The organism is Serratia inhibens (assembly GCF_003591175.1).
GTDB classification, from domain to species: Bacteria; Pseudomonadota; Gammaproteobacteria; order Enterobacterales; family Enterobacteriaceae; genus Serratia; species Serratia inhibens.
Map to the genome: position 1 here is coordinate 86,874 of NZ_QYYG01000005.1, position 26,396 is coordinate 113,269.

Consider the following 26,396-nt stretch of genomic DNA (forward strand, 5'->3'; position numbering starts at 1 on the left):
TGCCCATAGGGAATGGTGCTTAGCGCGCCAGCAGCGCTGCGACCTCCCGCGCATTTTTGCAGGGGATCAGCATCGTTGGCGGCAGTTGGGTGCCAAAGGCGTCATTAAGCTGTGCGGCCACCTGGCGGATGTGCGGCAGTTTCAGCCCCATGGCGATAAAGGCGGTTTCCTCCCCCCACTCAGGACGCGGCGCTGTGCCGATGGCCTGCAGATAGATGGCCAGAATTTTACCGCTCTGTACCGGCGGTGCGCTCGGTAAAGGTGCCGCACAGGCGTTCAACCCGGGAGCTGCCCGCCCGGCACCGAGCGCGGTGCGGATAGCGTGACGGTCGGTTTTTCCGTTGCCGGAGAGCGGCAGCGTTTCGGCGTGGATAAAGCGCGTCGGGATATGAGTACAAGGCAGATAGCCGGTCGAGAAGGCGCGAATATCCGCCAGCGACAGCGGCTCGCCGTCGTGGGTGAGGTACATCGCGCCCAGCGTCGATTCGGCATTTTCCCCGCTCGGATAATCCACTACCACGATGTCCAGAATCGCCTCATGCCCGCGCAGCACGTCTTCAATCTCCGGCAGCGAAACGCGCACGCCGCGGATTTTCACATAGCCGTTCACCCGGCTGGCGAACAGGATGTTGCCGTCCGGGCGATAGTAGCCTTGATCGCCGGTGCGGAAGGCACGCAGCGGTTGCCCGTCGGGGCTATCCAGTTGGACGAAGTCATGCTGCTTCACTTCGCCGTCTTCCAGATAGCCTAACGCCAGATTCACCCCCGCCGTATGAATGCGGCCCACCACGCCGGCCGGGCAGTGCGTGCCGTCGTCATGGCAAATAAAGTATTGGTTGCCCGGCAATGGCTGGCCGTAGGGCACGGTGCCGGTGTCCTGCGCTGCAATCGGGTGCCAGATGCTCCAGATGGTGGTTTCTGTCGGGCCGCCGAGTGAGAACAGGCAGATGTCCGGATGCAAGCTTCGCAACGTCTGCACCGTCGCCGGTTTGATGTAATCGCCGCCCTGAGCCACCAGCCGCAGCGAGCGCAGGCTGTCGGCCGTTTTGCAGGTGAGCAGCATTTCCAGGATCGCAGGTACGGAACACCACAGGCTGACGCGGTGGCGCTCCACCAACTGGTTCCAACTGATGGCGTCTTTTTCCTGGTGCGGCGCGGGCAGAACCAGCGTCGCGCCGGCGCTGAGCGAGCCGAACAGGTCAAACATCGACATATCGTGGTGCGGCGGCGTCACGGAGATAAACACATCATCGGCGGTGACCGCCCAGCGTTGCAGAGTCTGCCCAAGCACATTGGCGGTGGCGCGGTTGTTGAGTACCACGCATTTGGGTTTGCCGGTGGTGCCGGAGGTATACAGGTAATAGCCGGCCTCGGTGCTTGCGCTGCGCTCCGTCAACGTCTGGTTACCCGGCAGCTCAGGCCTGCCTGCGGCCGGGTCGAGCAACTCTGTCGGCGTCGCTCCGTGCGGGGTATTCAGCTCGCCCTGATGCACCACCAGATCCGGTCGGCAGTTAGTCAGCAGATAGGCGGTGCGTTCCGGCGGCGAGTTGATGTCGATCGGCACCCAGATAACCCCCAACAGCGCGCAGGCCAGGGAGATAGTCACATGTTCCGGGCTACGCGCCAGATACAGCGCCAGCACGCTGCCGCGCCCCAGATTGCGCCGTTGCAGGTTGGCCATCACGGCCCCGACCTGGCGACCCAACTCAGGATAAGACAGGGTCTGCTCATCGCAGATCAGCGCCGGGCGCGGCTGTGGATCGTTAAACAGCCGTTCGGCCAGTTGCGCCAGATAGGGATAAGCGGTGAATGCCGTTTCGCCGTGGTTATGGCGATAGTGCCGGTAATCGATAAAGCGCGCCGGGGCGATCTCCAGATCGCTGTCCTGGCACATTTGCACCACCCGGCGTTGCAGGGCGTCCAGCATCGCCTGCACCTGTTCGCCGTCCAGCGTCTGTTCGGCGTAATCGACGCACAGTTGCAGATTTTTGTCGGCGTCCTGCGTCAAACGGATGTCGATCGCGACCTGCGGCGTTTGGGTCAGGCCGTCGTGGTAGCGTACCGGTGCGCCGGCCGGCAGCGTCTCCCAGCTCAGGCAGTTGGTGAGAATGACCGGCAGCGCCGGGGCGCCCTGGCTGCGGTTCAGCAACTGCCGCGCCAGATCAACGCCGGAAAAGGCCAGGTGGTCGAGAGCGCCCAGTATGTCGTCCTGCAGTGCCTGCGCACGGCTGACAAAAGTGCCGCCCGCGCGCGAATAACGCACGGCCACAAAGGTAGAGGCGTTGCCGAGCGAACCCCCTGCCGCAGGAAACGCCACCGGCACGCCCACACACAGCTCGCCGTCGGTGGTCCACTGCGCCAGCGTATCGAGGATCACCGCCGAAAGGGCGCTGTTGCGCAGCAGCGAATGGGCAGATCCCAGGCGTGAGAAGGTTTTTAGCGCTTCGCGCGGCAGGGTCAGGCTGGCGCGCCGGTAGCGAGAGCTTTTGATGTTGGCCAGCGGGGCGCACCACGGCAATGCCGACGGAGTGGTGATGTCTTGAAGTTTGGTCTGCCAATAGGCGGCGTCGGCCTGGCGCTGTTCTGCCGATGCGGTAGCCGGCGGGGTAGCCGGTTCGATTGACGGCAACGAAGCGTCATCGAACAGCCGGGCAATCAGGGTAGCAATACCCTGGCCATCGAGGATCAGCGCATCGAAGCTGGTGAAAATCAGGGTGTCGTAGCGCCCGGTGGCGTCCTGCATCTCCGGCAACTGAATGGCGGCAATGCGCCACAGCGGCTGCGCGGGATCGTGGCGTTGGTGCGAATACTGCTCGCGCAGGGCGGCCAGCCGTTGCTGCGCCGCCTCCTGGCCCAGCGAGCGCAGATCGTGCCGGTCCAGGTTCAGCGTGGTTTCCGGCCGTACGCGCTGGGTGAAACGCTGGGGATCGAGGCAGGTACGCAGTGCGGGATAGTGTTGCACCAGTTCGGCCAGCCGGGTTTCCAGCCGCGCCAGATCCAGCCGTTGGCCGCGGTATTCGCGGAAATCGTGCATCGCCACGCCGCCGAGCGGCCACTGTTCGCTGCGGCCGAGGAGGTAAGCCTGTTGCAGCGCGGTTAATGGAGTCTCCATGGTATTTCCCTATTGTCGCTAACCGATGAAAAAGAATGCAGGGCGCGTGAGGCCAGGCGCCCGAAACCGATATCAGGCCTGAGGCGCCAGCCCCTTCAGCAGCATCTGCGCGCCTTTGGCGGCGTTGGGGTCACGCTCGCAGATCAGCGCGGCTAGCATGGCCGGAGTGGGGTGGGCCGCCAGATCTTGCGGGGTCAAGGTTACCGGCAGGTATTTATTGAGCACCCCGAGCAGGGCCAGCAACGCGGCCTCCGGCGCTGGCAGGGCGGTGATGTCGTCATCGTCGCGCAACCGGACGCCCGGCGCTACGCGCGCCAACAAACGATGCAACAGCTGGCGTACCGGGGCCTGGGTTTCCGGTAAGCACTGTGACAGCAACTGCGCCAATGGCCGCCTGAAACTGTCGGGATGGCGCGCCGCCTGCTGCAACAGGGCGCTGTAGGTGGCAAACAGGCGCTGCGGCAGCCGGTCCGGGAAGGCATCCAGTCGCAGATCCCAGTTGATCAAAATACCGCCGTTGGCGTGCGCCACCTGGGCGTCCAGCGCGACTTGCGGGCCCTGGGAAATCACCCAGTCCAGCGGGCCGAAGGTACGGGTGACCTGGTCGGAAAACAGCGCCTTACCACGGATGCCGAAACCGGCGGTGAATACCACCGGCGAAGGTTGCATGCTGCCGTGCAAGCGCGACAGATCACGCATCACGCTCACGCCCGGGTAGTCGGCATGGGCGAGCAATTCCGCCAGATGATCCATCAGGCGGCGGCAGAAGGCGGGCAAGTTTTCCGCCGGATTGAGCTCTACACCGAGCAGCACCAAATTGGAGAAGTCGCCAATGATGCCCTCTATGCCTTCCGCATCCTGGTGGAATAGCGGCACGTTGAGCCGGAAGCGTCGCAGGTTCCAGCCGTGGCCGACGGTAATGGCAAACAGTGCCAGAAACAGGGAGGAAAGCGTGACGCGGTGCGCTTTGGCGGCATCGGCCAGCGCCTGAGCCTCTGCGGCGCTCAGTTGGAGCGCCAGCCGATCGCTCTGACAGCGTTCCGGTGCGCGCAGCAGGTGGGGGGCGGGCGGCAGTTGCGCCAGGCGTTCGCGCCACCAGGCCTGAGCGCGGGTGCGCCGCTGATGCAGCTCCGTGTCGGCATGGCGCCGATCCAGATAGTCAAAATAGGGCACGCCGTCGTTGTCCGGGGCGGCCGGGCAGTGGTGATAAAACTGCGCCAGATCCTCCATTAATACGCGAAATCCCATGGCATCGCCGGCGATCATGTCCAAATCCACATGCAGCCGGCTGTGGCCTTCCGGCAGCAGGCTGAGGCTGATATCGCAAGGAATGCCCTGTTCCAGCGGCAATTTCTGGCTGCTTTTTTGCCTGCGTTTGGCGTCCAGCGCATTGGCTGCCTCGGGAGCGTCAGTGTGGCGGAAGTCGTCGATATGCAGGCAATGGCGCGGACCGCAGGCATCAATGGTCTGTTGACCGTCTACCGTGATACGCAGGCGTAACATCGGGTGGTGCAAATAAAGGGCAGTCACGGCCTGTCTCAGTCGTTCGACGTCCAGGTCGCAGCCGTTAAATTCCGCATACAGGTGGGCGGAGACGCCCCCCAGCGGCGCTTCGGATTGCCGGCCCACCCAGTAGGCGGCCTGCATCGTGGTCAACGCTTTCATTGGGTTTCCATCAGTATTTGAGACGGGAAGAATATATTTCAATGTTAATGGGAATGAAAATTATTACTATTTTTATTTGTTATTGTAAAACGAAAGCGCCACGCGAATAGCGCCGCAATTCATCCAGAATGGAAAAGAGTGTTTTTTTATCATTATGTTTTTATTTATTTTAAATGAAATTATTACCATTGTTAGCAATAAATGCAGCCCAATTTATCGAGTCTTCCCTATCGCCATTTCTGTGTGTTTACCTTTACTTGTTGATAATGATTTGCATTAAGATATGTAAAACATTATCATTATTAACATTTCTTTACGTTTCCAGACAAAAATACTGCATCCGCCCGCAGTGCGTCTGGGGGGAAGCCGTCTGCTGCAGGGATAGGCAATAGCAAGGCCAGGAAGGCCGCAATGCCATTGTTAGTGTGAGTACCAACGTCGTTACCTATGTGAAAACAATCAAATTTTTGTGCATCTGGGATGAAAGGAGAATACATCTATGAGCAAGCATTCAGCGGCTCAAAGGCATAAAATCGTAGGAAACAGGGAAAAAGCAGGCTTACAGGCCATCGGGGTGTTTTCCTCGCTCTTTTTAGGGCTTTGCTCTCTGTCTGTGGGGAGCGTCAATGCAGCAGAGCCGGACGATAAGGTGCAGGAAACCACCGACGGCAAACGTAAAGATAATTGGCAGGACTCTGAAAGCCTGCTGGTCACCGGCGAAAAAATTAAACGCACTATTTTCGATACCGGATCCAGTGTGCAAGTGTTCGACAGCGAACGCATTTCATCCATGCCGAATGCGTTGCAGGTCACCGATTTACTGCGCATGACCCCCAACGTGGTCGATTTGGGGATTGGCAACAATTTGCCGACCGTGCGCGGCATCGACGGTTCCGGCCCGAACGTCGGCGCCAACGCTTTCCTCAGCGGCACCCGCCCGCGTCTCAATCTGTCAATGGACGGCCGCTCTCTGACCTATAACGAGCAGGCATTTGGTCCGCAGTCGCTGTGGGATCTGGATCGCGTTGAAGTGTTCCTCGGCCCGCAGAGCTATATTCAGGGGCGCAACGCCATCGCCGGCGCCATCGTAATGACCAGCAAGGATCCGACTTTCGACTGGGAAAGCGCCTTCAAGGGCGGAGCCGGCAACCAGCATTCTTCACAGCTGTCCGCCATGGCCTCCGGCCCGCTGGTGGAGGACCAACTGGCGTTCCGCGTCAGCGTCGATCGTCAGCGTCGCCGCAGCGATGTCGACCTGCCCGCCTATGAGCCGGTAGGCGATCCTCGCGAGGTTGAAGCCACCACCGCTCGCGCCAAACTGTTGTTTAACCCGGCGGGTATGCGCGAGTTGACCACCAAGCTGACCTTTAACCATTTTGGCAGCACTTCACCGCAAAACGAGAGCCTTAACCCGCTGGTTCACCCGACTAACCCGCGCCACGATCCGCGCCGTGCGGTGTTTAAAAGCAATACCAACAGCAGTGTCTGGGATCTGGCCTGGGAGCAATCCGACAGTCTGACGCTGGAAAACCGCGTTATTTACACCGACTTCAATATTAACCGTCCTACTGCCTACAACATTCAGTATGCGGAAATCGACGGTAAAGAGGTGCATGTGGAGCCGGTGGCGCGCTTTGGCGGGCCTGACAGTCGTCTGCACGGGCTGGCGGGGTTACGGTATTTCCACGCCAAGCAAGATGAGTTCGTTAACATTTTCGGCGGTTCCAGTTTCAAGGATAAAACCGACACCCACTCGGCCTTTGCCGAGCTGACCTACGCCATCACGCGGCAGGTGGATATCACTGCCGCCAGCCGAGTGGAACGTGAACATCGTCGGCGCAACGGTGGCAGCAATGCCGTGCGTATCGATTTCGACGAAACCTACGATGTGTTCCTGCCGAAGCTGGATCTGGCCTGGAAACCGACGGATACCCAGACCTACGGTGCCAAAGTGGCGCGCGGTTATAACGCCGGTGGCGCCGGCATCACTATCGGCACGCCGGTGGTCAGCTATACCTACGGCTCCGAATATGTCTGGAACTATGAGCTGTATTCCCGCCACCACCTGAAAGATGCCAACGTCATTCTGACCAGCAACATTTTCTACAACGACTACAAGGACATGCAGCTGCCTTACTCTTTGGGTGAGAACTCCAGCGTGATCCGCAATGCCGACAAGGTGGAAACCTACGGTGCGGAAATGGGGGCGACCTGGCAGCCGCGTTGGGACTTCGAGCTGTTCGGTAACGTCGGCCTGCTGAAGACCAAGATCAAGCAGTTCTCGGGCAGCGGCGTAGATGGGCACGAACTGGCGCGGGCGCCGGCGTATACCGCCAACATGGGCGCCAGGTACCAGCTGATGGCCGGTCTGGAACTGAGCGGCAACGTGGCGTTCTCGGACTCCTACTACTCGCAGTACGACAACGACTCCCGCGGGCGCATCGGTTCTTACTGGTCGGCGAATACCCAACTGGCGTACACCTTCGCCTATGGCCGCGCCACCCTGTATGCGCAGAACCTGTTTGACTCGGAGCGTCGCGTGATGGTCAGCGGCAACGACGTTTATACCGCGACCCAGCAGCGTCCGCGCATGATCGGTGCCGCACTGGAACTGACATTCTGATGCCGTAACCCCCTGTCTGTACCTGGGGCGTGCAAACGCCCCTGCTTATGACCAAGCGTTCCCCGACGTTCAGGCGCGATCGGGCACAAGGAGATAGAGCAGTGAGCGGTTATTTTGACAATATTCTGAGCGACGACGAGGCCCAGCGTCTGGATCTGGCGTTCAAGACGCTGGGCGACCGGGCGGCGGATGCCGCGCAGCCTTTGAGTGAGGCGGAAGAGCTGGCGTGGTTCACCCACCAGCAGCGGGGAGACGGCGGCTGCCAACAGGCGATGGCGTGGCGGTTGGGCGGTGAGCCGGATATCGGCAGGCTGGCCAGCGCGCTGGAGGCCCTTACGCGGCAGATGCCGGAGCTGGACGTCCGCTATGATTTCGATGATGAGCTAGGTTTACGCAAGCTGCGCGGCAATGCGCCGCTGAACCCGGTGAGCATTCAGCCGGTGACGAGCGAAGAACAGGCGGTCAGCCGCTTGTTGCAGGCGCAGGCCACGCCGCTTGAGCTGGCGCGGGAAGCGCCGCTGCGTTTTTGGTTGTTCACGGGTGCAAACGCCGTGCTGGGCGTGGTTGCGCACGATATTTTGGCTGAAACGCTGTCATGCCGGCACCTATTGACCCGGCTGTCGGCGCTGTATAACCGGCAGGAGCCGGTGCCGATATATGCCGATCTGCCGCCGGTGGGATTAAATGCGCGATTGCCGGAAAGTACCGGTCTGGTTCTGCCGTGGCCGCGCCATGCGATGCTGCGAGATTATCGTCCGGCCGCGCAGCAGGAGGGCATTCTGGCGCAGGCCGGTGTACGCATCGCGGCCCGCGTGGCGCGCAGGATATTACCCGCCGCCGAAAACCCGGCGCAGTTGCTGGCGGCGGTCGCCGTTCGCTTTGCCGGCTTTATCTCCGCCCAGGCCGGTGGGCAGCCGCTGCAACTGTGCGTGCCGCAGGGGGATGCGCAAGAGGCTATCGGCCTGGAGAGCCTGGCGGGCACCACCCGCTTGAAACGCCTGACCTTGCAACACCCTGACCCTGAGCCATTGAACAGGCTGTTGGCGCAACAAACGGCGGAAGAGCCGAACCCAGTCCTGGCCCAACTGCTGGTGACCTGGCTGGCGGATCCGTCGGTGGCTTTGCAGCTCGATGGCGTGAGCGCCGTGCGCCTGTTGTTGCCGCCGCTGCATACCCCCTTTGAACTGGTGCTGGCCCTCAGCCTGCCGGATCCCGACTCTGTGCTGCTGGAGCTGGTCGCAGACCCCAGGTTATCTCCGCATGCAGCGCCTTTCCTGCTGGAACAGTTTGTCGCTTCCCTTACCGGGCAGAGGATAACGGCGGCGCCGCTTCCCGCCAGTGAACGGCCTATGGCGCCGGACGACGAAGAAGATGGAGAGATCGCGCAGCTGATTTTGGCGGAGTTCCGCGACGCGCTGGCCGCGCCGGAGATGACCCTCGATGACGATTTCTTCGATCGCGGCGGGCACTCGCTGGTGGCGACCCGCGTTATCGGTCGGCTGCTTAGCCTGCACCGCATCGAGCTTAACATTAACGATCTGTTCAGCCACGCCACTGCCCGCGGGCTGTCGGTTTACGCGAAACGGCAGGCGGCTGCGGCCCCGGTGGCGGAGCGGGTCACGCAGGATCAGGGCGAAGCGGTACAGGCGCCGCTGTCACTGGCGCAGCACTCTTTGTGGAAGGTTTACGAAGCGTTTGGCCACGACGAAATCTTCAATCTGCCGTTCGCCATCAGCTTCCTCGATCCTGTGGATGAAGGGGCGTTGCGTCAGGCGTTTATTGACGTGATGGTGCGCCACAGCGTATTGCGCTCGCTGTTTATCGAGCAGCAAGGCGAGGTGCGTCAGCAGGTGGTGCCGGCCGTTGAGCTGCCGGACTATGCCTGGTTCCGTTTCTCCCATGAAACCCCGCCCGGCGACGCGAGCGAAATGCTGGCCAAAGCCGGCGAACACCGCTTTAACCTGGCCGCCGAGCTGCCGCTGCGCGCCACCTTCCTGCGCGACGCGGCAACGGGCCGGCAGTTGCTCTCGCTGCTGTTCCACCATGTGGTGCTGGACGAGTGGTCGCTGAACCTGATGATGGAAGAACTCGGCATTGCCTACCGCCATCGCGTGGCGGGGCAGCCGCCGACGTGGAAAACCGAGGTGCCGCAGTTTTATGCCTTCGCCCGGCAGCAACAGGCGAGCGGCGTCAGGCAAAAACACCTGGATTACTGGCTCGATAACCTGCGCGATGCAGCGGTCGGCCAACCTTTGTTCCAGCAGGAGCCTTCACACCATCCTGCGGTACCGGCAGAGGCCGACGTCAACGGTGGGTGGCTGGAGTTCGACGTCGATCCGACGGTGGCGGATGGGCTGTACGCGCAGGCCAGAAAGAACAACGCTTCACTGTTCAACGTGGTCTACGCCGGTATTACCACCGCCCTGCGCCTGCTTGGCGGCCCGGCGGATCTGCTGGTGGGCACCTCTACTTCCGGCCGTAACGACGCCGAATTCTTCGACACCGTCGGCTACTTCACCACCGTGGTAGTGCACCGGGTGCGTTTCGCTGACTCACTGACGCTGGCGGGGCTGATCGACCAGGTCAAAAACACCATTAACGGCTCGATGCCCTACACCGATATCCCGATCGACCTGGTGGAGGAGGGGCTGTTTGGCGCGCATGCCGATCGCAAGAATCACATGTTCGAAGTGTTCATTCAGATCCACAGCCGCATCAAGCTGAACGGGGAATTCACCCTGCAAGACGGCAGTACGGTGGCTTACCGCCAGGTGGAGCCGGAAAAAACCGAATCGCTGCTGGGCCTGCAGTTTGAGGTGATGGAGGAAAACCTCGATGGTGTGAAATCCCTGCGCGTGATGATGACCTACCGCACCGATCACTACACCGCTCAACAGGCGGAACTGATCGCCGGCACCATTCAGCGCGTGTTCTCACATTTTGCGCAGCACGCCGGCGGGGACATCCCGCTGTCGGCTTTGTCGCCGGCGCCGCAGGAATGACGTTGTTCACCCTAACGGGTTTTATTATTTCAAGGAGATAAACGGATGTCTGGAACAATAGGAACACCCCGCGCCTTACTGTCGCTGTTGATTGCAACCTCGTTGGTGGTGGCCGGTGCGGCTCAGGCCCGCGATGCCGGGATCAAACCAGAGGATATCCAGCGTCAACCGCTGTCGTCTGCGCTGGTGGAGATAGCCTACAGCCCGAGCCAGCAGTCGCTGTTTGTCAGCGCGCCGGACTGGAAGGAAGAGGCGCGTTCCCGCGTATTGCGCCTGGATCCGGCAACGCTGGCGGTGCAAGCGGAGATCCCGCTGCAGGTTAAGGGGTTTGGCGTGGCGCTGGATGACGCCGGTAAACGGCTGTACCTGACGCAGGGTTTCAACGGCTCGGTCGGCGTGGTGGATACTCAGACCAACCGTGCGCTGAGCAGCATCCCGGTGACCGAAAAGACGATGCTTGAGCAGACCTACAAACAGGCGGGCATCAGCGGCAAACGGCTCGAATTCCTGCTCAAGGAGCTTAAGCGCTTCAAGATTACCGAGGATTACCAGTACCGCATCCGCGAGGTGAAATATGACGCGCAGACTGGCCGCCTGTTCCTGCCGGGGCTGGGGTTTGGCGTGGATAGCGTGCTGTTTGTGGTCGACACCCGCAATAACAAGCTGGAAAAAATCATTCCCGGCTTTGGCTATAACGCGGTGGGCATCACGCTCGATGAGAAAGGACGACGGGTATTTGTCTCCAACATGCAGGGGCAGTTGATCACCCTGAATGCCGATACGCTGGCGATCACCTCGACGAAAGAGATCCAGGCGGATCAATTGCTGAATCTGGTGTATGACGGCAAGAATAATCGTTTGTTAGGGGTGGATCAGGGGATCGATCGCGACGACTACCGCAACACTCATCTGGAGCACGAATACGCCAAGCGCAGCAGCGGGCACCGGGTATTTGCTCTGGATGCGGACAGCGGCAAGGTGCTGGCCAGCGAACTGACGGATGAAGTGCCGATCGGCCTGCTGTTGGACGACGGCAATCAACGCCTGTACGTTGCCAACCGTAATGGGATCCGCGTCGATCAGGGGGCGGGCACCTTGACGGTGTTTGATTCTAACACCCTCAAGCGCCTGCAAACCCTGGCGCTGCCGCCGCATCCTAACAGCCTGGCGCTGGATACGCGCAACAATGCGCTGTTCGTGACGGTGAAAAATGATGGCGCAAGCACCAAAGCCGGCAAACCGGAAAGCGTAGTGCGCATTCAACTGCACAAAAACTAACCTTCCCATGCTGCGTCAGCCACCGCTGACGCAGATTTAATAACCGGAATGCTTGTTAGGCTCGGGGCGAACCTCTGGCGCGCGTTTTTCCGGCGCTGGGTTGTGCGTCTTCTTGATCGGTTTTTTATTGTGATGCGTCTTTGGCGGTATTTTATTGCCATGCGGTTTTTTATTATTTTGATGAATAACCGGTTTTTCATTAGATTCATTTACCGGCGGCGCCGCGAAGACCTGCATGCTATTTAACGCCATCATGGCGGTGATGATAAGCATCAGTTTTTTCATTATTACATCCTGAGTTTTGATAAATATATTTTTATTAAGCCCCATATTAAAGGGGCTGTTATTTAACGTGGTGCGTTAAAATGATAACCAGGACCGCCATGGCCACCGCGCCCGCCGCCGCCACCAGGAGGTGGGAATAAACAACCGGACAGCATTGCGCTAATAGTCACCGCGCTGATGAAAATAAAAATACGACGCATAATATAACCTTTATAACTAAATCGAGGTGGCTAGTATTATCTTCCGACGTGGGGGTTAGCAATATGGAAAGAGTAGGCAAACCGAAAAGATTCCGTAAGTAAGATTATTCTAATCGAAGAGGCCGGGAGTTAATATCCCGCCTTAAGCATTTCAGCCCGCAATAAGTCGACTATCGCCGGTTCAATGTCAGGAAATTGCCGCGTAATATCCTCAATCGCCTCTGAGATGGTAGGGGAGGCAAAGGTACCTGAAAACGGGATCAACGGCAGATTGGCGTCGCTGTCCGGGAATTCGCCGCTGATGGTGCCGGTGATCACTCCCGCTTTCTTCTCTGCAGTGAAGTCATACTCACCAATGTTTTTATTAATCAGTGTCATATTTACCTCGGTACTGCATCTCCTGGCGCAATTGTGAATTCATTGATGCCTTCTTCAAGCATAGCGCCTGAGGCAGAGAATGCCACTCACAACCCAGGCTGCTCTTTGATGTGGCTCAAATCCACATAAACAGAAGGTAATAAAAACTGGTCTTGAACCGATAATTTTATTATAAACACCGCCGTTAGGGACAATAGTCGAATCTGAAACGGGAGTGTTTATGATGGCTAAAATGAATCGGTTAATCGCCGCTGTACTACTGATGTTATTGCTTCCTGCCGCTACTGCGGCGGATTATCGCGAAGGTGAACAATATACCCGCCTGGATAAGCCGGTGGCCTCCGCACCGGCGGTGGTGGAATTCTTCTCCTTCTACTGCGGCCCTTGCTATCAGTTTGCCGATACCTATCACGTCGGCAGCACCGTCAGCCAGGCGCTGCCTGCCGGCACTAAACTGACTAAATATCACGTTGGCCTGATGGGCAAACTGGGCAACGAACTGACCGAGGCCTGGTCGGTGGCGATGGTGCTGGGGATTGAGGATAAAATTGAAGGGCCGTTGTTTGACGAGCTGCAAAAGAAGCGCGCCATCAACAGCGTTGAGGATATCCAGCGGGTGTTCAGCGCTGCCGGCGTGGATGCGGCCGCTTATGAAAATGCGCGCCACAGCCTGCTGGTGAAAGGCCTGATCGCCAAGCAGAACGAAGCGGTGAAGGCGCTGGATGTGCGTGCGACGCCGTCGTTTTATGTTTCCGGCAAATACAAGATCGATAACGCCGGTATGGCGAGTACCAGCGTCGACGGCTACGCGCAGGAGTACGCGGCCGTGGTCCGGCATTTGCTGGATACGCAACCATAGCGGCGCGCCGGTAACTTTACTTTGACCGACCCGGCGATGGCCGGGTTTTTCATTTATGCATGGCGAAATGTGCAATCTGTGATCCCTGCGCCAGATCGCCGTCCCGGCGTTGATCGTGTGTTATCGGATTGTTATGTTTGTTTTCTGTTCAGCAACGCTCGCGGTTTCATCGCGGGCGTTTGAAGGGGAAAACCATGGCAATTTCCGCACAGGTCAGAGACGCCGGATTTGAGGAGTGGTTGGGGAAAATCAATTCCGCCTGCGGCCGCTTTTGCGCCAAGACGCTGGGGCCGGGGTTTAGCGGCGCGATACAGGAGTTCCGCACGCACGCGCTGCGCCTGAGCGTGGTGGATGCCGCCCAAACCCGGTTGTATCGCACGCCACTGGAGATTGCCCGCAGCGACGGTTCGCATTTTTTTACCGTCTTTCAACTGCGCGGTAGCGCATTGATGGAGCAAGGCGACCGGCAGGCTGTGTTGTCCGCCGGCGACGTCACGTTAATAGACGCTTCTCGGCCCAGCAGCTTTACCTTTCAACAGGATTCCCGCCAAATTTCCTTACTGATGCCGCGCAGCTATATCGAACAACCTCTGGGCGTGACCGGTTTGCCGTGCGCGCGAAGGATCGGGGCGGAAAACAGCCTGGTGCGGCTCAGCCGGCAGCTGGTATTGGGCTGCATGCAAGACCCGCAGACGAGCGCTGCAGAGAGCGAAGCGATCCTGAACGCGGTGGCTACGTTGCTGCGGCCGGCACTTGTCGACCCTGACGTGGCATCCGAAGCGCAGCCGCAGCTCTTCGCCCGCTCGCTGGCATTGATTGATACGCATATTCAGTCGGAGCGGTTGCGACCAGAGTGGATTGCCGGGGAGCTTGGCGTTTCGGTACGCAGCCTGTACCGGATGTTCGCCCGCCAGGGGCTGGTAGTAGCCCAGTACATCAAGAACCGCCGTCTGGATCTGTGCGCGCAGGCCTTGCGCAGCGCGCCGGGGCGGCAAAAACTGGCCACGGTCGGCTATGACTGGGGTTTTACCGATCACAGCCACTTTTCTACTGCCTTCAAAGCCCGCTTTGGCGTTTCGCCGAGCGAGTACCGTAAACAGTATCAGTAGCGCCGCGGGCGGCGCCCTGATGATTTAGCCGATTATCAATAGCGAATGCACACCGATTTGGTTTCGGTATAGGCGTCCAGCCAGTCGGGGCCGAAGTCGCGACCGCTGCCGGACTGTTTGAAACCGCCGAACGGCATGTTGGCGTCGATCAACGTATGCGTATTGACCCACACCGTACCGGCCTGAATGCGCGGCGTCAAAGCCATCGCCTGTTGCAGACTGGTGGTCCACAGGCTGGCGGTCAGGCCGTAGTCGGTGTCGTTGGCTTTGCCCAGCGCCTCTTCGGCGTCCGCGACCCGGATCAGGTTGACCACCGGGCCAAACACTTCTTCACGCGTCAGGTTCAGCTTGTCGTCCGGGTTAATCACCAGCGTCGGCGGGATGTAGAATCCTTGCGCATCCGGCCCGGCTGCACCACTGATCAACTCTGCGTGCTTGGCTCTGGCATCATCCAGATAGGCCGCCACTTTATTGCGGTGATCGCGTGAGACCAGCGGGTTTATCTGTGCCGTGGCGTCCATGCCCGGCCCGACCGACAGCGACTTCACCGCCTGCTCGAACCCGGCCACCAGCCTGTCGTAAATCGGCGCTTCGATGTAAATCCGCGAGCTGGCGGCGCACACCTGGCCCTGGTTGAGGAAACTGCCCATCATCAGGCCTTCGATCACCTGTTGCGGATCCGCATCTTTCAGCACGATGGCCGGGTTTTTACCGCCCAGCTCCAGCGTGACGCGGGTCAGGCGATCCGCCGCGTTGCGTGCGATGCTTTTGCCGACCGGGGTGGAACCGGTAAAGCTCACTTTGGCGATCAGCGGGTGTTCGGTCAGCGCTTTGCCGCAACCGGTGCCACGGCCGGTCACCACGTTGAATACGCCCGGCGGAACGCCGGCCTCGGTGGCCAACTCGGCCATGCGCAGCAGCGTCAGCGGGGTGGTTTCAGACGGCTTGATCACGATCGAACAGCCCGCCGCCAGCGCCGGCATCACCTTCCACATGCCGATCATCAGCGGGAAGTTCCACGGCACTATGCCGGCCACCACGCCAATCGGCTCTTTACGGGTATAGACCTGATATTTTGCGCCCGGCGGCATCGGGATCGACACATCCAGGGTCTGGCCGACAATCTTGGTGGTCAGCCCGGCGGTATAGCGCATCCAGTTCAGCGTGCAGCCCACTTCAAAGGCGCGGGCGATATTGATTGATTTGCCCTGTTCCAGGGTTTCCAGCTGGGCCAATTCTTCGGCGTGTTGTTCAACCAGATCGGCATAGCGCAGCAAAATACGCTCGCGTTCGGCCGGCAAGCGCTGTGCCCAGACCCCGGTTGTGAAGGCTTTATGGGCCGATTGCACCGCACGGGCTACGTCCTGCGCGTTGGCATCGGCGGTGGAGGAGATTGGCTGCCCATCGGCGGGGTTATACACCGCCAACCGGCTATCGGCGCTGGATTCGCACCATTGGCCGTCGATATACAGCCCGTGTTGACGATCGAGAAAACGCGAAACGCTGTCCATCACTGCTTGAGTATTGCCAGGCATACGCCCTCCTGTCAGACAAAAAAGGTCGTTATCGTTAACCTTTAAAGCCTACAACAGGCGGCCGGGATCGCCTTTTGTCTGCCTGACATTCGGTTTGTGCTGCGTGACAGTCTGCGAGGAGGGAACGGCTGAGACGCTCAGCCGTTGCTAAACGGAGATTACGAACTGAGCGTCGCCAGGCGGGTGGCGAAGCCGAGGAACAGCAGACCAATCAGGCCGTTGCCCAGTTTTGCCAGCCCTTTCTTATGGTTAAAGAAGTGCGCCAGCATCGCGCCGGAGAAGATCAGCGTAGTCATGTAGATAAAACTGACCGACTCGAGGATCACGGCCAGGATAGTGAACGACAGGCCGGTGTGGGCATAGTTGAAGTCGATAAACTGCACGAAGAACGACACGTAAAACAAAATCGCCTTCGGGTTGGTCAGGCTCAGCGTCAGCGATTTGCGCAGGATGCTGTGGCCGCCTTCAACTTGCTGTTGCTGTGCCGCGTTTTTCTGGATAAAGGTGGCGTAGAGGATTTTTGCGCCCAGGAACAGCAGGTAAATCGCACCGAGAAAACGCACCAGGGTAAACAGGAACGGTGTGGTACGGATCAACGAAGCCACGCCGATATAGGCGCAGAAGATCAGGATCGCATCGCCGATAAACACCCCCAGCGCGGCGGTATAGCCGGCGCGTACGCCGCGTGAAACCCCGGTTTTCAGTACGTACAGCGTATTCGGGCCCGGCAGGATGATGATGAAAATCACCCCCGCCAGATAGGTCCAAAGATTCAGGACGCCAAAACTTTCTAACACAATAACCTCTCCATGCGCGGAACTGACAGGCAAAAAAACTGGCTACGCCCGTAGCCGGCCGCGATCCTAACGCTGTGAAGCTGGGTTGGCAACGTAATAAACTTCATGTTGTTTGCCGAAAATGGCGTCAGTCAAAACCCGCTGCGGCTAACGCCAATGTTTTGTTCCGGGTTAAGGCTTACGCGCCAACAGCGTGGCGAAACGCAGGGAAATGCGGTTGCCGGCGGCGTCGGTTTTGTGCAGTTGGCCGACATCCTCGTTGTATTTGAGGATTTCCCAGCCCCGGTAATGGTCTTTCAGCTCACCCGGCTTAAAGGTGAACGGAAAGGGCAGGCTGCAAGGGTAATCCGGGGTATCCATCGCCGCGACGATCAGGTTATGGCCGCCGCTGCGGGTGCCATTTTGCATTTCTTGCACCAGAGAGGGGATCCGCTCCCGGTTCAGGAACATGAACACCACGGTGGAAAGAATAAAGTCGTATTCGCCGCTGAAAGAGTGGGTGTTGAGGTCCAGCGTGCCGGCGCGGATGTGCGACAGGGCTTCGCTGTCGATGATGCCGTTGAGCTTCTCAATCGATGGCAAGTGTTTGTCCCATGCGGTGACGTCAAAGCCTTTCAGGTTGAGATAAAGTGAATTGCGCCCGCCGCCGCAACCCAGATCCAGCGTCTTGCCGGGGGCGATGTGCCGCGCGGCTTCGATCACTTCGGAGTGGGTGCGCGTCAGCTCATATTTTTTAGCGTAGTAATCTTCCGGCGAACAATAGAACGCCAGTTGGCAGATCATGTCGTCAGAGAATGAAACGATGCGGTGCCATTGCTGCGGTTCGATAAACGGCGGTTGGCTCTCGGGGCTGAACTGCCAGGTTTCGGTGGTTTCGCCCTCTTGCGTCATCAGCGCGAAGGTCAGGGTGCCGCTCAGCAGGGTAAGCCTGGCCCAGGTACCGGCCTGGGTGTTGTGTTGTTGCTGGAAGGTGGCCGGCAGCGTGGCGCTGTTCCATTGCGGCAGCGTTTTATAACAAAGCAGATCGTTCATGCGTCTCTCCTGAGGCTTGGCGTTGCCGGCGCGTGGCGGGCGAACAAAATGATTTCATATGTTGCATATAAAATACATGTTTATTGGCGCTTTGAACATGCCTGCGAGGAGGAAAGGCGCGGTTTACAGCCTGCGATGCATACGGGTGTTTACCGCGTTGAAGCCCAGCCGGGCATACAGCCGTGCCGCAGTCGGGTTGTCGTTGAAGACCGCCAGCTCGGCATATTCCGCGCCGTCGGCCCGGCCGGCGTCCAGCACCGCGTTCAGGATCTGTTCGCCGTAACCCTTGCCGCGCCAGGCGGTTTCCACTTCAAAATCATAAATAAACAGCTGCTTGCCATAAGTCCGTTGTTTGATGGCGTACCAAACGAGGGCGATATTTTCTGCCGAGCCCGCCAGCCGGGCACAAACCAGCCGATGGCCCGAGGTTGCCGCCCCATTGGGCAGCGAGTCGTTGAAGGTGGCAGTAGCTTCAACCAGCGCCTGCTCCCGGTTCAACAGCAGCACGCGTGCCAGATCCTTAGCGTATTCCTCAATGCCGTGGGTGCGATAGCGCTCAAATTCTTGCGGGTTCATGTCCCTGAGTTCAATCATTGGATTATCCCTTGATGTTTATTTCGCCGTCAGAGCTTAGCCCAGGCGGTCTGATTAGCCTATTTTTAACTGGATCGCGTTCCCCGGCTGGGCTAACTTCAGTGCAGATTATGCCAAACGATCAGGGAAAAGATGACAATTCGCCGTTTTATCGCCCCAACAACCTTAGGCCCGCTGAGCCTGGCCGCGCTGCTGGTATTGGCCGGCTGTACCAGTAAAACCATCAAGGCGCCGGAGCATCGTCTCGCCGACGTCAAGGCGCAGCTGGTGCGGCTGATGCCGGCCAAGGCTGCCGATCGCCAGGGCTGGGCCACCGACATCACCGCCGCCTTTGCCGCACAGGGCATAGAACCGAACACCGAAAACCTGTGTTCGGTGCTGGCGGTGACCGAGCAAGAGTCGACCTTCCAGGCCAATCCGCCGGTCGCGGGGTTGCCCAACATCGCCTGGAAAGAGATCGATCGCCGTGCCGATCAGTTGCATATCCCGAACTTTCTGGTGCATACCGCGCTGCTGATCAAATCGCCGAACGGCAAAAGTTACAGCGAGCGGCTGGATAAAGTGCGCACCGAGAAGGATCTGAGCGACATCTTTGATGACATGATCGATACGGTCCCGATGGGGCAAAAACTGTTCGGTAGCCTGAACCCGGTGCATACCGCCGGGCCGATGCAGGTGAGCATCGCCTTTGCCGAGGCGCACGCCAAAGGTTATCCATACCCGATCGACGGCTCGATCCGCCGTGAAGTGTTCAGTCGCCGTGGCGGTATGTACTTTGGCATCGCGCACCTGTTGGGTTACCCGGCCGACTACAGCCAGCCGATCTACCGTTTTGCCGATTTCAATGCCGGCTGGTACGCCAGCCGCAATGCGGCGTTCCAGAGTGCGGTCAGCCGGGCGAGCGGCATTCCGCTGGCGCTGGACGGTGATTTGATTAACTACGGCACCGATAAGCCCGGCTCCACCGAGTTGGCGGTACGCACGCTCGGAAAACGATTGGATATGAGCGATTCGGCGATTCGCGGGGCACTGGAGAAAGGGGATCTGCTCGAGTTTGCCGACACCCGTCTTTATGAGCGGGTCTATGCGCTGGCGGAAAAAACGGTCGGCAAGAAGTTACCGCGTGAAATGCTGCCGGGCATCCAGCTGGAAAGCCCGAAAATCACCCGTAAGCTCACCACCGCCTGGTTTGCCAAGCGGGTGGATGAGCGGCGCCAGCGTTGTCTGGCGCGCGCATCGGCAGGTTAAACCTGAGGGGTGCTGATAAACGCGGGGTGTTGCTCGGCTTGCGCGGTAAACGCCGCCAGTACCGGGTGCGCCTGCGCGGTGATCCGTTCGGGCAGCATCAGTTGAGTAAAGCTCCAGGCCACCGCCACGCTGACCTCCGCGCTGCCCATTGGCTGCGGTACCGCGGCGGTTTTCGCCAGAAATTTCTCCAGTTCGGCGTAAGCCGCCAGCAATTGGCCCTGAACGCGATCCAACCACGGCTGATGCTGTTTCTCCTGCGGGCGTTGTTGCCGTTCATAAACGATTTGCACCGTTTTTTCGCAGGCGGCCAGCGCCAGCCCGGTCAGCTGTAAAGCGCGTAACCGTGCAGGCCCGTGCGCCGGCAGCAGAGCCTGGCCTGCGGGGGCCAACCCGGCGGCGTACTCCAGAATTAGCGAGGAATCCATCAGGATTTGCTCGTCGGCCAACACCAGCGTCGGGGCTTTCACCACCGGGTTGAGGGTTTTGAACCGTTCAAAATCGCTAAATACCGACACTGCGCGGTGTTCAAATTCGACGCCCAATAATTTCAGGCAAATAGCCACCCGGCGCACATAGGGTGAATCCAGCATGCCAATCAGTTGCATCAGGTTTTCTCCTGGGCATATTGCCCGGTTTAAAGTGAGTGTATAAATGCCACCAGCCGCTGTGCCACCGCCTCCGGCGCGTCTTCCATGAGAAAATGCCCCGCTTGGGGGATCACCTGCAGCCTGGCATCGGGAATGTCGGCCTGCAAACGGTAGGCGTAACTGACCGGTTGCCATTCATCGTTTTCGCCCCACAGGATCTGCACCGGCAGGCGCAGTTCAGGCAGGCGCTGCGCGAAATCCTCAGTATAGCGGGCATGGTAATGAGCTATTTGCTGCTGGTAGAACGCCGGTTGGCCGACCACGCCGACGATTGGCGCCAGATAGCGCCGCAATAATTCACCTTCCATCAGCGATTTGTTGAACACCGCCATTTTTAACTGTCGCTCCTGGGTTTGCGCATGTTGCCGCTCGTCCATTACGGCGTACTGACGATAGTTATCGCGAATACCGCGCCAGGTGGGAGAAGGCCAGGAATCGTAGCTGCAAATATCCGCGATGGTCAGCGAGCGAAAGCGCTCCGCATGGCTAAACGCCGCACGTAATGACAGCGCGCCGCCAATATCGTGACCAAAGACGTGGGCGGTATCCAACTGCCAATGATCCAGCAGGCCAATCAGCAACTCCGCCTGTGCGGCAATCGACGTGTCTGCTGACAGCGGGCGTTCTGACGCGCCAAAGCCCAGTAAATCGTAGAGGTGGACCTGAAAGCCCGCTGCCGTCAGCCTGGGCAGCAGGTTACGCCAGATTATCGAGTGGGCGGGCGTACCGTGCACCAGCACCAGCGGATCGCCTGAACCGTGCACGCCGGCGGCAATGCGATGACCATCGACGATGATGTGCCGATCGAGCAGGGTAGGGAAGTTGTTCATGATGCTCTCTCCATTGGGGTGGCTGTACCCAACCTACCCATTCTCTTTTCATGACGCCAATGACAAGTTATGGTGAATAAATCCCACTTTTGTCATGGTGTGCAGATGAATCCGCGTTTATCCATCGATGCATTACGGGCGCTGCAAAGCGTCATTGATACCGGCAGCATGACGCGCGCCGCGCAGCAGCTCAATCTCAGCCAGTCGGCGGTGAGCTGGAAAATCAAACGGCTGGAGGAACAGCTGGGCCGTATTCTGATCGATCGTCAGGGCGGTGTGTTGACCGCCACCGCCGACGGCGAGGCGTTGCTGCTGCACGGGCGGTGCATTCTGCAGGCTCACGATCGGGCGCTGGCCCACTTCTCGCCCTCGTCGTTGCAGGGCGTGGTACGTTTTGGCGCCACGGAACAGATGCCGCTGGCCCAACTCGCCGCCTTGCTGACGGCATTTACCCATCAGCATCCGCAGGTTGACGTGCAGTTGGTGATTGAACAAAGCCAGGTATTGCGCAGCGCGTTGGCGAAGGGGGATCTTGATCTGGTGCTGCATCAGCAGTTCCGCGATGCCCTGAGCGCCGAGGATGTGGCGCTGGAAAGCGAACGCATTCACTGGTGTGTCCCGCCAGGGTGGCATTATCAGCCGGGCGAGAGGGTGAAGCTGGTGAGCTACGGGCCGGACTGTTTTTACCGCGGCCTGGCGGAGGAACGTCTGAGCGCGGCGGGCATCGATTACCGGGTCTGCGTAGAGTGCCCCTCGATAGCCGGCATGCTGGTGGCCATTTCTGCGGGAATGGGGATTGGCCTGCTCAATCAGCAGTGTCTCGATCGCCGGGTACAGGTCGATGCCGGGTTTGAACGCCGCATGCCGCTGCCGGAAGTGGTGAATGCGCTGCGCCTGGGCGCCAAGCGGCACAATCCGCTGCTGCAAAGGCTACAGCAGCGGGTTGTGCAGGCACTGGGGAAAACTGCCGCTTCCTGAGAAACTGCGCAGTTATGCGCGGCGCGGGTTGGTCAGGCCGAAGTTGAAGTTATTGCAGCGGTTGCAGAACTCTTTCATCACCGGTGGGGTATCCATCATTGGCACCCTGACTTCGATAAAGGCCAGCCGATCCTGGCGTGAAGCCTGTTCCAGCGCCAGCTCCAGCTGTTGAGTGGTTTCGACCGCCACGCTGAACGGTGTGGCCTGGGGGTTGAGCACCGCCGGCAGTTTGGCGTAATCCCAGGGGCCAATGTCGTTGTAAGATGAATTTTCCCCGAGAATGTAGCGCTCTATGGTGTAACCGTCGTTATTAATCAGGAAGATGATGGGTTTTTGCTCATGGCGCAGCAGGGTGGATAGCTCCTGGGCGGTGAGCTGGAAGGAGCCATCGCCAATAAACAGCAGGTGCCGACGATGTGGCGCGGCCATCATGGTGCCGAGCAGCGCCGGCAGGGTATAACCAATCGATCCCCAGACTGGCTGATTAACCACTTTCACGCCTTCCGGCATGCGCATGCCGCCAATCGCCGCTCCTGAGGTGCCGTTCTCCACCACCAGCACGTCATCCGCCCGAATAAAGCGCTGCATCCGTTGCCAGAAATAGGCCTGATCGAGAGCCGCTTCGCCCGGCGTCGCCAGCCTGTGTTTTTGTTCGGGGAGCGGCGCCAGCGGCGGGGCAGTTATGCCTTTATCCAGCGTCAGCAGCGCTTGCAGCAGGTCTGCCGCCGCCACCGCCGGGTAGGAGGTATTGCCCAGCTTTAGCGAGAAAGGCTGAATATCAATCTGCGTACCGGCAGGGATGTGATGCGAGAAATAACCGGTGGTGGAATCGACCAGGCGCACGCCGAAGGTCAGCACGCAGTCGGCGTGCGCCATGTGATCGTACAATTCGGGGCGCGACAGGTCGCCGCTGTAGCCGCCCATCCAGCCTGCGGTGGTTTCCGGGATAATGCATTTTGCCGTCGGCATATTGGTGAGTGGGATCGCAAATTTATGTGCGACGTCGACAACTAATTGCTGTAGCTGAAAACGATCCACCATTTGGTCGATCAGAATGATCGGTTTTTGCGCCTGTTTGATACGCGCCAGCAGTGCCATCGCCGCTAACTGGACATTATAAGGATCGCTCTGCGGTAATTGCGGTGAGGTGGCGGCTTGTGATATTTCAATTTCGACATCGCAAATATCGGAGGGCAATTGCAAATAAACCGGTTTCTTTTCTATCCAGGCACGGGAAATAACGCGCGGAATTTCCACTGCCGCATTTTCCGGTGTAATTAACGCTTGGGCAACGGTGAACTGTTTAAAACAGTTCATGACGTTATCAAAGTTACCGTCCGCCAGCGTGTGGTGCAGTAGCTCATGGTTTTTCATTGCATGCAGCGGCGGGGTACCGGACAGGCAGATCACCGGTGCAGATTCGGCATAGGCACCGGCAATGCCGGACAACGCGGCCAGATCGCCCACGCCGTAGGTGGTGATCAACGCCCCGGCACCTTTTAGGCGTGCATAGCCGTCGGCGGCATAGGAGGCGTTCAGTTCGTTACAATTACCGATAAACTCAAGTTCGCCCTCCTGTTCAATCAATTCCAGCAGCGCCAGGTTATAATCACCGGGCACGCCATAGATACGATCGATGCTCAGGGTACGGAGCTGTTGCAGGATAAAGGCTCCAATAGTGATTTTCATGTGTTTCTCCGGATTTTATCTCTTTTCTTTTATCAGGCAGAAATCAGCAAAATACATTGCCGGTGGTGTTTTGTGGCGGTTAATGAAATAACCCGATCTGGCGAAAACGGGTTTTTCTCGCTGGTTTTAACCATTATTTAAACTCCCCGCTTGTTCAAGCTGAGGCGGTGGTATGGGAAACGGCGGGATTGTATTCGAGGGTTTACGTTGCCATTAACCAATATTAAAAATAAGGTTATTGGGTGGTGGCATTTTTCATTGAATATGATTGAGCGGGAAAATCTGATTGGGTGCGCAGATAATGGGATGCTCTGCAGTTGTTCGGTACTTTTGCCGGCAGGGTTAATCCCCATTTTTTATTACCGTTTCTTTTTTGCTTTTCCCGCATGACCTCCCATCATAAATAACTCTTTTTAAGTATCTCCGCTGGGTTGTCTCATTAAATTGCAGGTGGCCCGCTGCTGGCCATGAACGGTTATTTGCAATGCCGCATGGCCGTAACATTTTATTTACATAAATGCAGCATTCTGACGGGCCTCGATTTTATCGGGGCGGCCTGCAAAGTGGGCTTTCAGCCGCAGTTGCAAATGGGGGGGCCATCACATTTCCCCCTCAGGCGGGAGTAACGATTTCGCTACACTTTGCGTGAAAACGAAGATCGTCTCCTGCCGTGGAGTCTTCCATTATTGCGGAGTTTTCCGACAGACGGAGTATTTGGCGGGCAGTAGGCTGAGCGCCCGGAATAGGACCTGTGGGGGGATACGCCTTGCCGATGGCTAAACTTAACCAAGTGACAACAGGACAGGGAAAATATGTTGGATAAATAAGATACAGCTTGATCTTGCCAATGTGATCGGTAAGAATCCCCGGCCTTAATTTTACAGGAGCTTTATGATGTTTTTTAAACGGACAATTTTGGCTTGCACGGTGGCATTGATGTTTCCTGCACTACCTTCTTACGCAGAGGTTGGTGCAGGAAATAGCAATTCCGTACAGGCTGAAAAACCGGGGTTGTGGCAGCGTTTCACCGATAACGTGTCGGAAACCTGGAATAACTCGCCGAATAAAGACATCTATCTGCCGGCCATCACCTGGCATAACCGCTGGACTTACGATGACGAGCACATCGACAAGTACAATGAGCGCCCCTGGGGCGGCGGTTATGGCATCTCGCGCTACGATAGCGACGGAGACTGGCATGGCCTCTATCTGATGGTGTTCAAAGATTCATTCAATAAATGGGAACCCATCGGCGGTTACGCTTACGAGAAAATCTGGCGGCCGCTGGATGACAAGGATTTCCGCCTGGGGCTGGGGTTTACCGCCAGCATTACCGCGCGGGACAACTGGAACTACATTCCTATCCCGGCGCCGTTGCCGCTGGCGTCGATCGGGTATAAACAGCTGACCTTCCAGGCGACCTATATTCCCGGCACTTACAACAACGGCAACGTGTTCTTCGCCTGGCTGCGCTGGCAGTTCTGATCCCCGGCGGGCCGTTTGGCCCGCAGCCCGCTATTCGCTCCGCCAAAAATGACCTGAATTCTGAAAAATGGCCGCCGCGACAGATAAACGGAACTTGTCGGCAGCCGTGGCGTCGGAAGAGGTGACCCGGCGCATTGCGCTTAGCGCGCCGCTATCGCGAAATACACAGGAGCTTTACCCTCATGAACACCAAACATCGTTTACTGTTGGCGCTGACCTTGACCACGGCTATGACCTGCGGGGCAGCACAGGCTGCCGGACTGATGGATTCCATCAGCAGCGCCGCCGGTGAACTCAGCAAGTCAGGGGGCAACACCGGCGGCACCTCGCTGTCTTCGCTGACCGGCCTGCTGAATGGCGGCGATAAGGCGCTGAGCTCCGGCAGCATGACCAACGCCGCCGGCATCCTGCAATATTGCGTGAAAAATAATGTACTGTCGGCCAATGGCACCGAAGCGGTGAAAGACAAATTGCTGAGCAAGTTGGGTATCAGCAGCACGGAAAACGCCAAGAGCCAGGATTACCAGCAAGGGCTGGGCGGTCTGTTGAAAACCGGCGAAGGCAAGAGCCTGGATCTGAACAACCTGGGCGTTTCGCAAATCACCGACAAAGTGAAGCAAAAAGCCTGCGATCTGGTGCTCAAACAGGGCGCGTCCTTTATTTCCTGATAGCCTGAACGGCGGTGGCTACGGCCATCCGCCGTTTTTATTTCCCCGATGAATTTCAAGCCGCAGCGTTGTTGGCTACGACTTGAAATTCATCGGGGTTTATAAGAGCAAAAATGAAAGAAATTCTGATGATCTCCCTGCTGGCAGGGGTGACGCTGTTACAGGGTTGCGCGATGAAATCTCCTGAAGCGCCGCCGCCACCGCAGGTGAAACCTATTGGGATGGCAAACCCGGCAGACGTTTATTGCACCGGACTCGGCGGCAAGCTGAACGCCAGGCAAAACGCCGACGGCCAGTATGCCACCTGCACCTTGCCGAACGGCCAGGAAATCGAGAGTTGGGAACTGTTCCGCCGTGATCACCCTGTTAAGAAGTAAGCTTT

General features: G+C 58.5%; 21 protein-coding genes. 10 read left to right on the top strand and 11 right to left on the bottom strand.

Translation table 11 applies throughout. From position 1 onward, the window contains the following. Positions 1–19: 19 nt before the first annotated feature. Both D4100_RS16450 and D4100_RS16455 read right to left on the bottom strand, forming a co-directional pair. Complete coding sequence (locus D4100_RS16450) at positions 20–3,112, bottom strand: amino acid adenylation domain-containing protein (RefSeq protein ID WP_119804789.1); 3,093 nt, start codon at positions 3,110–3,112, stop codon at positions 20–22. Positions 3,113–3,184: 72 nt separating this feature from the next. Continuing rightward, positions 3,185–4,777 carry a condensation domain-containing protein gene (locus D4100_RS16455; RefSeq protein WP_119804790.1) on the bottom strand — a complete coding sequence of 531 codons (1,593 nt, stop codon included), beginning with the start codon at positions 4,775–4,777 and terminating at the stop codon, positions 3,185–3,187. Positions 4,778–5,276: 499 nt separating this feature from the next. On the opposite strand from D4100_RS16455, the gene D4100_RS16460 reads away from it, so the two are divergent. From D4100_RS16460 to D4100_RS16470, 3 genes are all read left to right on the top strand, one after another. Further along, positions 5,277–7,400 (top strand): TonB-dependent receptor, encoded by a 2,124-nt coding sequence (locus D4100_RS16460; RefSeq protein WP_119804791.1) that lies wholly within the window; start codon positions 5,277–5,279, stop codon positions 7,398–7,400. 101 nt (positions 7,401–7,501) lie between these two features. Beyond that, the gene (locus tag D4100_RS16465; protein WP_119804792.1) at positions 7,502–10,402 is read left to right on the top strand and encodes a condensation domain-containing protein; all 2,901 of its coding nucleotides are present in this window, start codon (positions 7,502–7,504) and stop codon (positions 10,400–10,402) included. A 45-nt stretch (positions 10,403–10,447) separates the two neighbouring features. Then, positions 10,448–11,680, top strand: coding sequence for a YncE family protein (locus D4100_RS16470; protein ID WP_006321267.1), 1,233 nt, complete (start codon positions 10,448–10,450; stop codon positions 11,678–11,680). A gap of 36 nt (positions 11,681–11,716) precedes the next feature. Here the strand turns inward: D4100_RS16470 and D4100_RS16475 are convergent, their stop codons facing one another. After that, positions 11,717–11,965 (bottom strand): hypothetical protein, encoded by a 249-nt coding sequence (locus D4100_RS16475; protein WP_119804793.1) that lies wholly within the window; start codon positions 11,963–11,965, stop codon positions 11,717–11,719. 329 nt (positions 11,966–12,294) lie between these two features. Further along, positions 12,295–12,543: a hypothetical protein gene (locus D4100_RS16480; protein ID WP_006321263.1), complete on the bottom strand. Its 249-nt coding sequence runs from the start codon at positions 12,541–12,543 to the stop codon at positions 12,295–12,297. A 220-nt stretch (positions 12,544–12,763) separates the two neighbouring features. Here D4100_RS16480 and D4100_RS16485 point away from each other — a divergent pair, with 220 nt between their 5' ends. Together D4100_RS16485 and feaR are read left to right on the top strand one after the other, a co-directional pair. Further along, the gene (locus D4100_RS16485; RefSeq protein WP_006321261.1) at positions 12,764–13,402 is read left to right on the top strand and encodes a protein disulfide oxidoreductase DsbA; all 639 of its coding nucleotides are present in this window, start codon (positions 12,764–12,766) and stop codon (positions 13,400–13,402) included. 194 nt (positions 13,403–13,596) lie between these two features. After that, positions 13,597–14,511: a transcriptional regulator FeaR gene (gene feaR / locus D4100_RS16490; RefSeq protein WP_119804794.1), complete on the top strand. Its 915-nt coding sequence runs from the start codon at positions 13,597–13,599 to the stop codon at positions 14,509–14,511. A 35-nt stretch (positions 14,512–14,546) separates the two neighbouring features. Here the strand turns inward: feaR and D4100_RS16495 are convergent, their stop codons facing one another. The 4 genes from D4100_RS16495 to D4100_RS16510 all read right to left on the bottom strand — a co-directional run bounded on the left by D4100_RS16495 (position 14,547) and on the right by D4100_RS16510 (position 18,469). Next, entirely contained in the window at positions 14,547–16,046 is a 1,500-nt protein-coding gene (locus D4100_RS16495; RefSeq protein WP_119804795.1) for an aldehyde dehydrogenase family protein, read from the bottom strand. 158 nt (positions 16,047–16,204) lie between these two features. After that, positions 16,205–16,843, bottom strand: a complete 639-nt coding sequence (leuE, locus tag D4100_RS16500; protein WP_006321256.1) for a leucine efflux protein LeuE — start codon at positions 16,841–16,843, stop codon at positions 16,205–16,207. A 171-nt stretch (positions 16,844–17,014) separates the two neighbouring features. After that, entirely contained in the window at positions 17,015–17,875 is an 861-nt protein-coding gene (gene tehB, locus D4100_RS16505; protein WP_006321255.1) for an SAM-dependent methyltransferase TehB, read from the bottom strand. Positions 17,876–17,998: 123 nt separating this feature from the next. Continuing rightward, positions 17,999–18,469: a GNAT family N-acetyltransferase gene (locus tag D4100_RS16510; RefSeq protein ID WP_006321254.1), complete on the bottom strand. Its 471-nt coding sequence runs from the start codon at positions 18,467–18,469 to the stop codon at positions 17,999–18,001. A gap of 132 nt (positions 18,470–18,601) precedes the next feature. Here D4100_RS16510 and D4100_RS16515 point away from each other — a divergent pair, with 132 nt between their 5' ends. Then, positions 18,602–19,717: a DUF1615 domain-containing protein gene (locus D4100_RS16515; RefSeq protein ID WP_119804796.1), complete on the top strand. Its 1,116-nt coding sequence runs from the start codon at positions 18,602–18,604 to the stop codon at positions 19,715–19,717. Here D4100_RS16515 and D4100_RS16520 read toward each other — a convergent pair. After that, a complete protein-coding gene (locus tag D4100_RS16520; protein WP_006321252.1) occupies positions 19,714–20,322 on the bottom strand; it encodes a glutathione S-transferase in 609 nt (202 codons plus the stop codon). The genes D4100_RS16515 and D4100_RS16520 overlap by 4 nt on opposite strands. A 29-nt stretch (positions 20,323–20,351) precedes the next feature. Next, the gene (locus tag D4100_RS16525) at positions 20,352–21,197 is read right to left on the bottom strand and encodes an alpha/beta fold hydrolase (protein ID WP_043912977.1); all 846 of its coding nucleotides are present in this window, start codon (positions 21,195–21,197) and stop codon (positions 20,352–20,354) included. A gap of 66 nt (positions 21,198–21,263) precedes the next feature. On the opposite strand from D4100_RS16525, the gene D4100_RS16530 reads away from it, so the two are divergent. After that, positions 21,264–22,172 (top strand): LysR family transcriptional regulator, encoded by a 909-nt coding sequence (locus D4100_RS16530; protein WP_043912976.1) that lies wholly within the window; start codon positions 21,264–21,266, stop codon positions 22,170–22,172. Between the two features lie 12 nt (positions 22,173–22,184). Here D4100_RS16530 and D4100_RS16535 read toward each other — a convergent pair whose 3' ends face one another. After that, complete coding sequence (locus D4100_RS16535) at positions 22,185–23,861, bottom strand: alpha-keto acid decarboxylase family protein (RefSeq protein WP_006321249.1); 1,677 nt, start codon at positions 23,859–23,861, stop codon at positions 22,185–22,187. A gap of 891 nt (positions 23,862–24,752) precedes the next feature. Between D4100_RS16535 and pagP the strand changes: the two genes are divergently transcribed. From pagP to D4100_RS16550, 3 genes are all read left to right on the top strand, one after another. Then, entirely contained in the window at positions 24,753–25,346 is a 594-nt protein-coding gene (pagP, locus tag D4100_RS16540) for a lipid IV(A) palmitoyltransferase PagP (protein ID WP_119804797.1), read from the top strand. A 182-nt stretch (positions 25,347–25,528) separates the two neighbouring features. Further along, on the top strand, positions 25,529–26,014 hold the full coding sequence (locus tag D4100_RS16545; RefSeq protein WP_006321247.1) for a YjjA family protein: 486 nt from the start codon (positions 25,529–25,531) through the stop codon (positions 26,012–26,014). A gap of 113 nt (positions 26,015–26,127) precedes the next feature. Beyond that, positions 26,128–26,391, top strand: a complete 264-nt coding sequence (locus D4100_RS16550; protein ID WP_119804798.1) for a putative hemolysin — start codon at positions 26,128–26,130, stop codon at positions 26,389–26,391. Positions 26,392–26,396 lie beyond the last annotated feature (5 nt).